11 protein-coding genes are annotated in these 13726 nt (G+C 73.4%); 7 read left to right on the forward strand and 4 right to left on the reverse strand.

Translation table 11 applies throughout. The features are described from left to right. Nucleotides 1–6 precede the first annotated feature (6 nt). On the forward strand, nt 7–579 hold the full coding sequence (locus ACFFHU_RS16790) for a dihydrofolate reductase family protein (protein ID WP_377339972.1): 573 nt from the start codon (nt 7–9) through the stop codon (nt 577–579). Nucleotides 580–607: 28 nt separating this feature from the next. Here the strand turns inward: ACFFHU_RS16790 and ACFFHU_RS16795 are convergent, their stop codons facing one another. After that, the gene (locus ACFFHU_RS16795; RefSeq protein ID WP_377339973.1) at nt 608–1174 is read right to left on the reverse strand and encodes an isochorismatase family protein; all 567 of its coding nucleotides are present in this window, start codon (nt 1172–1174) and stop codon (nt 608–610) included. 244 nt (nt 1175–1418) lie between these two features. Between ACFFHU_RS16795 and ACFFHU_RS16800 the strand changes: the two genes are divergently transcribed. Next, complete coding sequence (locus ACFFHU_RS16800) at nt 1419–1826, forward strand: YciI family protein (protein ID WP_377339975.1); 408 nt, start codon at nt 1419–1421, stop codon at nt 1824–1826. Then, nucleotides 1823–2968 carry an RNA polymerase sigma factor gene (locus ACFFHU_RS16805; RefSeq protein ID WP_377339978.1) on the forward strand — a complete coding sequence of 382 codons (1146 nt, stop codon included), beginning with the start codon at nt 1823–1825 and terminating at the stop codon, nt 2966–2968. The genes ACFFHU_RS16800 and ACFFHU_RS16805 overlap by 4 nt, the downstream gene beginning before the upstream one ends. A gap of 20 nt (nt 2969–2988) precedes the next feature. Here ACFFHU_RS16805 and ACFFHU_RS16810 read toward each other — a convergent pair whose 3' ends face one another. Beyond that, nucleotides 2989–4095 carry a DNA glycosylase AlkZ-like family protein gene (locus tag ACFFHU_RS16810; protein WP_377339980.1) on the reverse strand — a complete coding sequence of 369 codons (1107 nt, stop codon included), beginning with the start codon at nt 4093–4095 and terminating at the stop codon, nt 2989–2991. A gap of 138 nt (nt 4096–4233) precedes the next feature. On the opposite strand from ACFFHU_RS16810, the gene ACFFHU_RS16815 reads away from it, so the two are divergent. Next, nucleotides 4234–9249, forward strand: a complete 5016-nt coding sequence (locus ACFFHU_RS16815) for an RHS repeat-associated core domain-containing protein (RefSeq protein WP_377339983.1) — start codon at nt 4234–4236, stop codon at nt 9247–9249. A 90-nt stretch (nt 9250–9339) separates the two neighbouring features. Further along, entirely contained in the window at nt 9340–9765 is a 426-nt protein-coding gene (locus ACFFHU_RS16820) for an HU family DNA-binding protein (RefSeq protein WP_377339984.1), read from the forward strand. 162 nt (nt 9766–9927) lie between these two features. Here ACFFHU_RS16820 and ACFFHU_RS16825 read toward each other — a convergent pair whose 3' ends face one another. After that, complete coding sequence (locus ACFFHU_RS16825; protein WP_377339986.1) at nt 9928–10617, reverse strand: MerR family transcriptional regulator; 690 nt, start codon at nt 10615–10617, stop codon at nt 9928–9930. A gap of 99 nt (nt 10618–10716) precedes the next feature. Between ACFFHU_RS16825 and ACFFHU_RS16830 the strand changes: the two genes are divergently transcribed. Further along, nucleotides 10717–11925: an erythromycin esterase family protein gene (locus tag ACFFHU_RS16830; RefSeq protein WP_377339988.1), complete on the forward strand. Its 1209-nt coding sequence runs from the start codon at nt 10717–10719 to the stop codon at nt 11923–11925. Here ACFFHU_RS16830 and ACFFHU_RS16835 read toward each other — a convergent pair. After that, nucleotides 11897–12613: a helix-turn-helix domain-containing protein gene (locus ACFFHU_RS16835; RefSeq protein ID WP_377339990.1), complete on the reverse strand. Its 717-nt coding sequence runs from the start codon at nt 12611–12613 to the stop codon at nt 11897–11899. The genes ACFFHU_RS16830 and ACFFHU_RS16835 overlap by 29 nt on opposite strands. A 259-nt stretch (nt 12614–12872) precedes the next feature. Here ACFFHU_RS16835 and ACFFHU_RS16840 point away from each other — a divergent pair, with 259 nt between their 5' ends. Further along, entirely contained in the window at nt 12873–13691 is an 819-nt protein-coding gene (locus ACFFHU_RS16840) for an alpha/beta hydrolase (protein WP_377339992.1), read from the forward strand. Nucleotides 13692–13726: the final 35 nt, after the last annotated feature.

The raw sequence follows: 13726 nt of genomic DNA on the forward strand, positions 1-13726 counted from the left end.
GAGCCGGTGACGAAGACGCAGTACTACACCGCCACCACCATCGACGGCGTCATCGCCGACTCCGACAACTCGCTGGACTGGCTGTTCGAGGTCAACTCCCCGGGCCGGGACCGGTTCACGCCGTTCTTCGCCGACGTGGGCGCCTTCGCCATGGGCGCCACCCCCTACGAGTGGGTGCTGGAGCACGAGCGGCTGCTGGAGCAGCCGGAGCGGTGGCAGGGCTGGTATGGCGACCGGCCGGCTTGGGTGTTCACCCACCGCGACCTGCCCCGGATTCCCGGCGCCGACCTGCGGTTCGTCCGCGGCGACGTGGCGCCCGTGCACCGGGAGATGGTGGCCGCGGCCGGCGGACGCAACATCTGGCTCACCGGCGGCGGCGAGCTGGTCGGGTCGTTCGCCGACGCCGGCCTGCTCGACGAGCTGATCCTCGGGGTCGCGCCGGTGACCCTCGGCGCCGGCGCGCCGCTGCTGCCGCGGCGGCTGCCGGCCGCCCGGCTGGAGCTGACCGACCTGGACCGGGTGGGCCAGTTCGCCTACCTTACCTACCGGGTCGGCCCGCCCGGCGCCGGTCAGGGATAGTCGGGTGCTGGCTGCCGGCTCGGGCGCCTCAGGCGGGCGCCGGCTCGGCGAAGCGGACCTCGGCGGTGTCGACCGTCTCGGCGCGCCGTCCCGGTCCGCCCTGGAAGCCCCAGTAAAGGTTGGTGTGGGCGATCACCAGATCGGGGGTGGGGGCGCCGTACGCGGTGAGATCCTCGGTCGTGTGCGCGTCGCCGACCAGCGTCACGTCGTATCCCCGCACGAAGGCGCCGTGCAGGGTTGCCCGGATGCACGCGTCGCTCTGGGCGCCCGTCACGACGAGCCGACCCACCCCGAGCCCGGCCAGCACCGCCTCCAGGTCGGTGTCCTCGAACGAGTCCCCATAGCACTTGTGCACGAGCGGCTCGCCGTCCCGGCGGGGCAGCTCCGGCACATACTGCCAGGGCTCGCTGTCGCGCGGCAGACCCTCGTCGGAGTGCTGCACCCACACCACCGGCACACCTTCGGCGCGGGCCCGGTCGACCAGGCTGACGATGTTGGCCAGCACAGCCTCCCGGTTGTGCGCTTCGGCCACGACGCCGTTTTGGACGTCGATGACGAGCAGCGCGGTGTGCGGCCGGTCGGGCAGGGTGGTCATCGGGGCTCCGTTCGTCGTCCTGAACCGATACCGGTGATGCTAGGACCGGCCCCCGACGATTTCCGGTCCGGCCGCCGCCGGGGTCGGCCGCTCCGCCCGCCGCCGGGGTCGGTCAGCCCCGCCCCGCGCCTACCCGGGGCGGGCCCCGTGGAAAAGGTCGCACCCGGCTGTCGAAAATGTGCCGGCGGCTCCGTCCCAGGAGCACGAGCGGCCACGACCGGCCGCGTGACGAGGGAGAACAGGCATGAAGTACCTGCTGCTCAAGCACTACCGCGGCGGACCGGCGCCCGCGATCGACCACGGGCCGATGGATCGCTGGACGCCGGAGGAGGTCGACGCGCACGTGCGGTTCATGCAGGACTTCGCGGCCCGGCTGGCGGAGACGGGTGAGTTCGTCGAGACGCAGGCGCTGGCGGCCGAGGGCGCGTTCGTGCGATACGACGGCGAGGGCCGGCCGCCGGTGACCGACGGCCCGTTCGCCGAGACCAAGGACCTCATCGCCGGCTGGTACGTCATCGACGTGGAGTCCTGGGACCGCGCCGTCCAGCTGGCCGGGGAACTGTCCGCCGCTCCCGGTCCCGGCGGCCGGCCGATCCAGGAATGGCTCGAAGTCCGGCCGTTCTACGCCGAGCCGCCCACGGTCACCGAGTGAACGAGTCGCTGCTGCGAGAACTCGTGCCCGCGGTGATCGGCGTCCTGGTCCGGCGCGGCGCCGACTTCGCGCCGGCCGAGGATGCCGTGCAGGAGGCCCTGATCCGGGCGCTGGGGAGCTGGCCGGCCGATCCACCGCGGGATCCGAAGGCATGGCTCATCTCGGCCGCCTGGCGCCGGTTCCTGGACGCGGCCCGGGCCGACGCGTCGCGCCGGGACCGGGAACTCGCCGTGGAGCTCGAGCCTCCCGCCGGTCCGGTGCCGGTCACGGACGACACGCTGCGGCTCTATTTCCTGTGCGCGCATCCCAGCCTGCCGGCGCCGGCGGCCGTCGCCCTGACGCTGCGCGCCGTGGGCGGCCTGACCACGCGGCAGATCGCGGCGGCCCACCTGGTCCCCGAGGCGACCATGGCGCAGCGGATCAGCCGGGCCAAGCGGCGGATCGCGGGGCTGCCGCTCGACCAGCCCGGCGATCTGGGGACCGTGCTGCGCGTGCTCTACCTGGTCTTCAACGAGGGCTACGGCGGCAGCATCGACCTGGCGGCCGAGGCGATCCGGCTGACCCGCCAGCTCGTGGCGCTGACCGACGAACCCGAGGTCGCGGGGCTGCTCGCGCTTATGCTGCTGCACCACGCCCGCCGGGCGTCCCGCACCGGCCCGGGTGGTCGGCTGGTGCCGCTCGGCGCGCAGGACCGGTCCCGCTGGGACACCGCCCTGATCGGGGAGGGGGTGGCCATCCTGCAGTCCGCGCTGGCCCGGGACCGGCTGGGCGAATATCAGGCGCAGGCCGCGATCGCCGCGCTGCACGCCGACGCGCGGACGGTGGAGGAGACCGACTGGGTGCAGATCGTGGAATGGTATGACGAACTGCTGCGGCTCACCGGCAGCCCGGTCGTGCGGCTCAACCGGACGGTGGCCATCGGGGAGGCCGACGGCCCCCGGGCCGGCCTGGCGGCGCTCGCCGAGGTGCCCACCGACCTGCCCAGGTACGCCGCGGTGTCGGCGTACCTGCACGAACGCGCCGGTGATCTCGCTCGGGCGGCCGAACTCTATGCCGAGGCCTCCCGGGGCGCCGCCAGCGTGCCGGAACGGGACCACCTCACCCGGGAGGCCGCCCGGGTGCGGCAGCTGTTCCGACCATGAGCCCGGCGCCGGCGCCGGGCTCAGCCGGCACGGCGTAGGTCGAGCTTGAGCCAGCCGGCCAGCTCGGCGATCTCCCGGTCGATCTCGTCGGCCATCTCGGCGGTGAACGGCACGTCCTGATGGACGGCGTTCACCACGAGCACGCCCGCGCGGCGGTCCGCCGTGGCGTCGAGCTTGCCGACCAGCCGGTCGCCGAACAGGATCGGCAGCGCGTAGTAGCCCCAGCGGCGCTGCCCCACCGGCTTGTACATCTCGAGCTGGTAGTCGTACTCGAAGATCTCCATGGCCCGGAGCCGGTCGTGGAGCAACCGGTCGAACGGCGACAGCAGCGCGGCCCGGCCGGCGAACGGCTCGGCGAGCCGGGCCGGGTCGACCCGCCACTCGCCCCGGACGCCCTCGACGGTCGCGGGCTCACCCACCTCGCCGACGTCGCCCGGCTCGACCGGATATTCCGTGGTGCGGCTGCGGGCCAGGCCCAGCGCCGCCAGGCGGCGGCGGTTGCGCTCCGCGGCCGCCTCCGCGAGCGGCACGACCGGGTCGTCCGGGTAGACGCGCTCGGCGAGGTCCCACAGCCGGTCGCGGCCCTTCCGCCCGGCCACCGCGACCTCGCCGCGGGCCACCATGTAGTCGAGCAGCTTGGTGATGTTCTTGTTGTTGGTCCAGCCCGTCGACCGCCACGGCCGCACGCAGGTGTCGGGCAGCTGGCGCGACGGCAGCGGCCCGGCGGCGCGCAGCCGGGCCAGGATGTCCCGCCGGCAGGCGTCGTTGTCGGCCACCCAGTCCCGGATGGACACCTGCCAGTCCCGCAGCGGGCCCGCGCCCGGCCAGGCGGCCATCTCGGCGCGGTAGAGCGCGAGGTCCTCGGCCGGGCGGAGCAGGGCCTGCAGCTCGATCAGCCGGCGGTCCGCCACCGCCGCGTCCAGATCATCCGGTGAGTACGCCGGCCCGAGCCGGCTCCAGGCCACCAGGTGGGCGCTGGGGGCCACGGCGCTGATCGGGTCCAGCTGGAACAGGGTGAGTCGCCGTGCCACCGACAGCAGGTCGGTCGGCCGGTCCCGCTGCAGCAGCTGGGCGCGCACGGCCACCCGGCGGGCGTCCTGCCGGCTGAGCTGATGGGGCTTCGCCATGGGCCGAGCCTAGGCGAACCCCCGGACATCCCCCGCAGGCCGAGCGGACGGACGAGGTGACGCTCTTGACAGGTTCCCCTCACCCTCCGCTAGGGTCAGCGCGTTGATCCAAATATCTAACTTAATCACGGGGGTTCCATGTTCCACGTCCACCGCCGGTTTTCCGGCGTGGTCGGTTCGGTCGCGGCCGCGCTCGTCGCGGTCGCCGCCACCGCCGTCGCGCCACCCGCCGCCGCCGTCGCTTCGCCCGCCGAGGGCCCCGCGCCCGCCGCCACCCGCACCCCGACCCGCACCCGCGCCGCCGCGCCGGCGGCGCTCAGCCCCGCCATTGCCGCCACGACCGGCAGCGTGGCGGCGTGGGGCAGCAATGCGATGGGCCAGCTCGGCAACGGCACGACCACGGACAGCACCACCGCGGTCCAGGTCAAGAACCTGACCGGGATCTCCGGCATCTCCGGCGGGCTCTACACCGGCTACGCCGTCCGGTCCGACGGCACCGCCTGGGCGTGGGGCTACAACACCTACGGCGGCCTGGGCAACGGCAACACCACGGACAGCAGCACCCCCGTCCAGGTCAAGAACCTCACCGGGGTCACGGCCGTCGCGGGCGCCTCCTTCACGGGCCTCGCGGTCCGGTCCGACGGCACCGCGTGGGCGTGGGGCGACGGCTACCACGGCGCCCTGGGCAATGGCGGGACCGCTGACAGCTACACCCCGGTCCAGGTCAAGAACCTGACCGGGGTCACCGCCGTCGCCGGCATGGGCGAGGGGGCGTACGCGCTGCGCTCCGATGGCACCGTCTGGGCCTGGGGATACGGCGCCGACGGCGAGCTCGGCAACGGCACCACCGCCGACGCCGCCACCCCGGTCCAGGTCAGTGGGCTCACCAAGGTACGGGCGATCGCCGAGGCGGTCGGCAGCCAGACCGGCTACGCGCTGAAGTCCGACGGCACCGTCTGGGCCTGGGGGGACAACTACTTCGGGCAGCTCGGCAACAACTCGACCGCGGCCCGCAGCCTCACCCCGGTCCAGGTCAGCGGCCTCACCGGAGTGACCGCGATCGCCGCGCAGAGTTCCGGCGGGTACGCGCTCAAGTCCGACGGGACGGTCTGGGCCTGGGGCTACAACGCCTCCGGGCAGCTCGGCAACGGCACCACCACCAACAGCAAGGTGCCGGTGAAGGTGAGCGGCCTCAGCGGGGCGACGGCGATCGCGGCCGGCGGCTTCTCGGCGTTCGCCGTCCGCTCCGACGGCACCGTACGGGCCTGGGGCGAAAACAGCTCCGGCCAGCTCGGCAACGGCACCGTCACCACCGCCAAGACGCCCGTGCAGGTCAGCTCCCTCACGTCGGTCATCGCCGTGGCCGCCGCCAACGACAGCGCCTACTCCGTCACCGGTGGCACCATCCCCACCTCCGGCACGGTGCCGCCGCGCGAGCTGTCCGGGGACGGCAACCCGTGCCTGCCCTGCCGGGTGGCGGCGGCCGCCAAGGGCACCGGCGGTGACCCGGTCGACACCTCCTCCGGCGCGTACAGCGAGTCCTTCACCGACCTGGCCGTCACCGGGCGGGGGCCCGGGGCGATCTGGGCCCGCTCGTACAGCTCCGTCATGGCGGCCGATGACGGGCCGCTGGGCTTCGGCTGGCACACCGGCTACGGCGCGCACCTCACGATCAACGCCACCACCGGTAACGTGGTGGTGAGCCAGGAGAACGGCGCCGAGGTCACCTTCACCAACAACGCCGGCACCCTGACCCCGCCCGCGCGGACCCAGGCCACCCTGGTCAAGAACGCCGACGGCACTTACACCTTCACCCGGCAGACCCGCCAGACGCTGCGGTTCGACACCGCCGGGAAGCTGGCGTCGATGGCCGACCGCAACGGTGAGACGACCACCCTGACCTACGCCAGCGGCCAGCTCAGCAAGGTCACCGAGTCCGCCGGGCGGGCGCTGACCGTCACCTGGACCGGCAGCCACGTCACCCGGGTCACCGACCCGCTCGGCCGGGCAGTGAGCTACGGCTACGACGCCGCCGGCAACCTCAGCACGGTGACCGGCGCGGACGGCGCGGTGACCACCTTCGGCTACGACACGGGGCACCGGATCACCTCGGTGCTGGACCCCGCGCAGCAGAGCGCCACCACCAAGCACCCGATGACGATGGTCTACGACGGGCTCGGCCGGGTGTCGACCCAGACCGACCCGCTCGGCGGCGTGACGAAGTTCGCCTACAGCGGCGACCCGTTCAGCTCGGCCGGCGGCACGACCGTGGTCACCGACCCGACCGGACACCAGCGCGCGGACATCTACCAGTACGGCCTGCGGACCAGCACGGTACGTGGCTTCGGCACCTCGACCGCGGCCACCACGTCGTTCAGCTACGACCCGGCCACGCTGGGGGTCACCTCGATCAGCACCACCGCGGCCGGTGATCCCAACACGCACCGGAGCACGGCCACGTACGACTCCCGTGGCAACGTCCTCACCCAGGTCGACGGCGCCGGGCGGCAGACCGACACCACGTACAACAGCTTCAACGAGCCGTTGACCGTCACCGGGCCGAACCCGTCCGCGGTGGGGCCGGCGCGGATCACCACCAGCTACACCTACGACGCCAAGGGCAACCGGCTCAGCCAGACCCGGCCGCTGTACACCTCCGCCACCGCGTTCACCAACCAGACCACGACCTGGCGGCGGGACACCGCGGCCCACCCCGGCGACGTGACGGCCGTGGTCGACCCGCTGGGCAACACCACCAGCAACACCTACGACAGCGCCGGCAACCTGACCCGGGTCAGCACCCCGCAGGGCCGGGTGACGACCTACACGTACGACGGGACGGGCCGCCGGCTCACCGCCGTCGCGCCGAAGGGCAACGCCACCGGCGCCGAGGCTTCGGCGTTCACCACCACCTACGCCTACGACGCGGCCGGGCAGCTGCTGTCCACCAGCGTGGCCGATCCGGCCGGGCCCGAGGTGACCGCGCAGACCTACGACCTGGATGGTCGCCTGGCCACCCAGACCGACCCGGTCGGCAAGGTCACCCGGTACACGTACGACCTGGCCAGCCGGCTGACCGTGGTGACCCGGCCGGACGGCACCACCCAGCAGACCGCCTACTTCGCCGACGGGGCGGTGAAGAGCCAGACCGACCCGGCGGGCAAGGTGACCGCCTACACCGAGGACGTGTTCGGCCGCGTCGCCTCGGTCACCGACCCGCTGAACCGGGTCAGCCGCGCCACGTACGACGCGGCCGACGCGATGCTGACCGTCACCGACGCGCAGAACCAGACCACCACCAACACCTACGACGCCGCGGGCGCGCTGCTGACCACCAGCTACTCCGACGGCGTCACCGCGAAGGTGACCCGCACCTACAACGCGGCCGGCCTGCCCGCCACGCTCGTCGACGGCACCGGCACCACGACCTTCAGCTATGACAGCCTGGGTCGTCTCACCGGCCAGGTGACCCCGACCCGGACGGTCGGGTACGCCTACAACCTTCGCGACCAGGTCACGACCCTGACCTACCCGAACGGCAAGGCCGTCACCCGCACCTTTGATCCGGACGGGCCGATGAGCTCGGTCACCGACTGGCTCGGCGGCAAGACCACGTTCGGCTACGACGGCAACGGCGCGCCGTCCACCACCGTCATGCCGAACGGGGTCACCACCACCGTCGGCCGGGACAACCCGGGCCGGGTCACCTCGCTGACCTTCGACCACGCCGGCAGCACCCTCGGCTCGCTCGGCTACACCTGGGACGCCGCGGGCCACCTGACCGGGGAGACGTCGACCAACCTCGGCCCGAACCGCACCTACGGCTACGACGACAACAGCCGGGTCAACAGCGACACCGGCACCGGCTACGGGTACGACCCGGCCGATCACCTGACCACGAACGGCACGGTGACCCAGACGTACGACGCGGCCGGGCAGCTCGCGACCAGCACGCCGAGCGGCGGCGCCAGCACCACCTACACCTTCGATCCCAGGGGAAACCGCACCAAGGCCACCACGGGAACGGCGTCGACCAGCTACGGGTACGACCAGGCGAACCGGCTCACGTCGTACACGTCCGCGTCGACCACTGCGACGTACGCCTACAACGGCGACGGGCTGCGGGTGGCCAAGACGGTGGCGGGCGCCACCACCACCTTCGGCTACGACCTCGTCGAGGGACTGCCGCTGCTGCTGACCGACGGCAACAACAGCTACCTGTACGGCCCGGGCGGCGTGCTGATCGAACAGATCGCCTCCAGCACGGCGACCTACCTGCACGTCGACCAGCTCGGCAGCGTCCGGATGCTCACCGCCGCCGACGGCAGCGTGGCCGGCACCGCCAGCTACTCCGCCTACGGGGTGCGCACCCGCAGCGGCACGTCCTCGACCCCGTTCGGCTTCGCCGGTCAGTACACCGATGTGGAGTCGGGGCTGCTCTATCTGCGGGCCCGCTACTACGATCCGGCCACCGGCGCCTTCCTCACCGTTGACCCGGCCGTGAGCAGCACCCGCAGCACCTACGGATACGCCAACGGCAACCCGATCACCGGCAGCGACCCGAGCGGGCTGTGCGCCTTCTGGTGCAAGGTGGCGGTGGGCGCCGGCGTCGGCATCCTGGCGGCGGTGACCGTGGCCTGTGTGGTGGCCGAGCCGTGCGGCGCGGTCGCGGCCGGCGCGCTGGCCGGCGGCGGCAGCCTCGCCATGGGGGGCGGTCTGAGTGTCGCCGTCGCTGGTGACGCGGTTGTCGGCGGCGCGGTGGCCGGTGGCCTCGCCGGCGGTCTCTGGGCCCATGCCAGTTCCTCCGGGGGCGGGTCCTCGGGCGGCGGCTCGGGGTCCGGCGGAGGCGGCAGCCCGGCCAACTCGGGGGTCAACGCGCGTCCGCTGTCGGAGATCCCGGACAGCACCGGCTGCGAGGACGTCGCCGAGGACATCCAGAGCCGCATCGGGGGCCAGATCTACGAGGCGAAACCACCGACCGGGGCCAGCAACCTCGGCCCCTACCGCGGCCAGGACAGCTTCTGGGCCAAGCACGAGTTCGTCGTCAAGGACGGCTACGCGTACGACTCGTGGACCGGGCCGCAGGGCGAGCCGCTGCAGTCGTACATGGAACGCTTCGAGTGGTGGGACGTCATCGACTTCTCGCCCAAGTGATCGCCGCCGACGGGGGATGCCCGGCCGCTAGGCTGGCCGGGCGCCCCCGTCGGGAGCAGGAGCGCGAGCGCCGGCGGAAGGAGGAGGACGGTGGATCACCGCGAGCATTTCGCCGCGATCAGGCAACGGCCCGGCCTGTACGGGTTGGACGGCTCGTTCGGCCAGTTCTCGGCCTACCTGGCCGGCTTCGACGCCGGCACCGACGGCCGGGCGCTGGACGGCTTCCGGGAGTGGCTGGTGGGGCGCCTCGGCACCGGCGACAACCTCGCCTGGACAGGGCTGGTGCTGCACCTGGCCTTCCCGGGCGGCTGGCCCAGACTGCGGGAACGCCTCACCGACCCGGCGCAGAACGCCGTGGCCGTGTCGACCCTGTTCGAGCTGTTGGCCGACTTCCTCGCCGAACGCGAGCAGCCGGATCGTCCGGCCGCGATCTCTCCCACGGCCGGGTCGGGAGCCGATCGCCACGGAGGCGGCCCGAGCGGGCCGGATGGGCGGCCCGGGCCACTCGATCGCTAGCGACGTGGCCCCCGGACGTCCCCCGGTCCGGCGCGCCGCGGTGGCGGCTGCCGGCCGCGGAGTGGGCGCGGCCGGCCGACATGGCGGACCGATTCAGGTATCCGGTGCCGGCCCGGGCACGAGCCGCGAGGTCCGCCGGGGGCCCGCCGCCCGCCGCGCCGATCAGCTCCCGGCCCGGTCCGGCTCGCGGAGCAGCAGGTACGCGTCGAGCGCGGCCGCGCCGGCGAGCATGGCGCGACCCCGGGCCGCGAGGCGGGCGTGCCAGTCCCGCAGCATCGACTCCAGCGGCGCGACGCCGCCGGCCGAGCGGACCTGGACGATCAGCGGGGCGATCTGGTCGAGCCGGTAGCCGCCCCGCCGCAGCTGGTGCACGAGCGCGGCGTCGCGCACGTCGGCGGCGCCGAACACCCGGTAGCCGGTCTGCGGATCCCGGTGCGGCCGGACCAGGCCGGCGCGTTCCCACTTGCGCAGCGTGGCGGGCCGGATGCCGAGCCGGCGCGCCAGCGGGCCGACGAACGTGTCGCCGCGGGCCTGCGGCGCGGGGCTGAGCTCCCGCAGCGCCGCCTCGACGGCCTGCAGGGTACGGCGGTCCTCCAGCAGCTGGACGTGGCTGGAGTCGATGAGCCGGAGCGCCTCCTCGGTGCCGTCCCGGTTGACCGCCCGCATGATCGACGCGGCAGCCTGGTGCCCGTGTGCCGGCACCAGGGCGAGGAACGCGCGGAGCGCCTGCGCGTGCAGCGGGGTATAGCTGCGGTAGCCGTGCGGGCTGCGCTCGGCGTCCGGAAGGATGCCGGCCGCCTCGTAGTTGCGGACGGCCTGGGTGGACAGGCCGTACCGGCGGGCCAGGTCCACCGGCCTGAGCTGTCCGCCTGTTTGAGGGTTTTGTCGCACCGGCCACCGCCAGGATCGCGGGAAGTTTCAACCGACGGTTCAACGATACCGTTTAATGGCATGAACGCTGCCATCGCAACCGCCGTCCATCCCGTCGATGCCACCACGCTGATGGAGCTGCTGCCCGCCCGGCCCCGGCTGCTGGCCATGGGCGAACCCACCCATGGCGAGGACGAGCTGCTCGACCTGCGCAACCGGCTGTTCCGGCAATTCGTCGAGCGGGCGGGCTACCGGACGATCGCCATCGAGAGCGACTGCCTGCGCGGCATGCTGGTGGACGACCACGTCACCACGGGCGCGGGCACCCTGGACGAGGCCATGGCGCGCGGCTTCAGCCACGAGTGGGGCGCCTTCGCCGGCAACCGGGAGCTGGTGCGGTGGATGCGGGCGTACAACGACGGCCGGCCCGCGCCCGAGCGGGTACGCTTCGCCGGCTTCGACGGCCCGCTGGAGATCACCCACGCGGCGAGCCCCCGGCAGGCCCTCGCGGCGCTGCACGGCTACCTGGCCACCCGGGTGGACGCCGACCTGCTGCCGTGCACCGCCGAGACCCTCGACCGGCTGGTCGGCGACGACGACCGGTGGACCGACCCGGAGGCCATGATGGAACCCGGCCGGTCCGTCGGGCAGACGCCGGAGGCCGTCCGGCTGCGGCTGCTCGCCGACGACCTGGCGGCGCTGCTGGACGCCGAGTCGCCGCACCTGAGCGCCGTCTCCTCGCCCGACGAGTGGGACCGGGCCCGCCTGTACGCGCGCACCGCGCGCGGGCTGCTGCGCTACCACTTCTGGATGGCCGACCCGTCGCCGGCCCGCATGGCGCGGCTGCTGGCCATCCGGGATTCGATGATGGCCGCCAACCTGCTCGCCCTCGCCGAGCGGGGCCCGACGCTGGTGCACGCCCACAACGCCCACCTGCAACGGGACCGGAGCACGATGCGGCTGTGGCAGGGGCCGGTGCGGTGGTGGGGCGCCGGTGCGATCGTCGCCGCCCGGCTCGGGGCGGGCTACGCCTTCGTGGCGACGGCGCTCGGGACGATCCGCCACCGCGGCGTGCCGACTCCGGAACCGGACACCCTGGAAGGGCTGCTCTACGCGCTCCCGGACGACCGGTCTCTGCTCGACGCGCGCCGGCTGGCCGCCGCGGTGGAGGTCGTCCGGCCCGCCGCCCGGGTGTCGCCCTGGTTCGGGTACGCCCCGCTGGACCCGGCGCAGGTGGCCCGCGCCGACGGGATCCTGTACGTCAAGGACGCCGTGGCGAGGGAGGCTTGAGCAGCTCCCGGGCCTGCTCGGCGGCCCGGGTGATGCTCTCGCTCATGTGGTCGAGGAAGCGGGCGATGTTCTCCAGCCGCTCGGCGGCCGGGGTGTGCGGGCCGAGCAGGGCGACGCCCTCGCGGGCCACCTCGACCAGCTGGTCGTTGGCCCGGGCGCTGGCGATGGTCGCCTGGTAGAAGAGCTCGTTGTCGACCACGTAGCGGTCGCGGCGGCGTTCGTCGCGTTCCCGCCGGACCAGGCTCTGGCTGTCCAGGAAGGCGATCGCCTTGGAGATCGAGGCCGGGCTGACCTGGAGGCGCCGGGCCAGTTCGGCCGCCGTGAGGCTGCCCGAATCGGTGGTGAACAGGCAGGTCAGCACCCGGGCCATCATCCGGGGCAGGCCGGAGACCATGAGGACGGTGGTGAGCGTCTCCTCGTACTCCCGCATCGCCTCGGCGTCGCCGCCCCCGGCGCCGTCGGCCGGTCCGGCGGCGGGCGCCGGGCCGCGCCGGCGGGCGCGTCGCTCGGCGGCCCGGTGGGCCAGGTCGGCCCGGTAGGCCGTGGGTCCGCCGTTGCGCATCACCTCGCGGGTGACGGTCGAGGTGGGGCGGTCGAGGCGCCGGGCGATCTCGGCGTACGGGAGGCTGTCGGCCAGCCCCAGCGCGATCTGCTGGCGGTCCTGCTGGCTGAGCCTGCCTCCCGGCATGGTGATCTCCCTGGCGTCCGTGCGACGCGGTCCAGCGTAGCCTTCACACTCAGATCGTTGCAATATGGATCACGGCGATCGTTGCATTCCAGGCAGGCCCATCGCAACGATTCCCCTGGCTTTAGCTCGTAAAATCGGCGCTATGCGCAACTTATTGATTGCTGAAGACACGAAGGCAACGTAGCGTTTCCTAAGTTGGAAACATCGGTGCCGGCACCGGGCACCGCCACCGCCCACGGGGCCTGTGCAGGGGAGCAGCATGACGAACAGCAGCACCACACCCACCCGATCGGCCTGGACCGGCATGGTGGCCGTGGACGACACGGCCCTGGCCGTCACCGACACCGGCGGCCCCGGCGTGCCGGTGGTCTACCTCAACGGCCAGTTCGCCACCCAGGGGTACTGGCGGCGAGTCATCGCCGACCTGGGAACGGGGTGGCGGCACCTCACCTACGACGAGCGCGCCCGCGGCCGAAGGTCGAAGCGCTCGGCCGACTACTCCTTCGAGGCCGCCGTCCGGGACGTCGACGCCGTTCTCGCGGCCCGCGGCGTGGACCGGGCGCTGCTGGTGGGCTGGTCCTACGGCGCGGTCGTCGGCGCGCACTGGGCCAACCGCAACCCGGACCGTACGGTGGGCGCGGTCCTGGTGGACGGCGCGTACCCGTACGACTGGCTCGACGACGCGATGGAGCAGCGGATCCGGAAGCTGTTCCGGCGGATGGGCTGGTTCACGCCGCTGCTGCGGCCGACCGGCCTGACCCCGCGGATGAGCGTCGACCAGCAGGCGGACAGCAACATCGAACTCGGCCGGCTGTCCCGGGAGCGCGAGCTGGGCCCGGTGCTGGACGGCATCACCGTCCCGGTGCGGTACGTGCTCGCCTCGGGCACGTCGCTGGGCAGCCGCGGCGACGAGCAGGAGGTCATCCGGGCCAGCCTCGGCGCGGTGACCAGCCGCAACGCCAACATCAGGATCAGCGCCAAGGTCGGCAGCAACCACGGCGCGCTGCTGCGCAAGGACTTCCGGGCGATCGCCGACGCCGTCCGCGAGGTCGCCGCCCTCGACCAGCAGCAGGGGTGACGCCCCGGGGTGGTCCGGACGGGCCGGCTGCCCGC

Origin of the sequence: Plantactinospora siamensis (genome assembly GCF_042434095.1) — a bacterium.
Lineage (GTDB): Bacteria > Actinomycetota > Actinomycetes > Mycobacteriales > Micromonosporaceae > KBS50.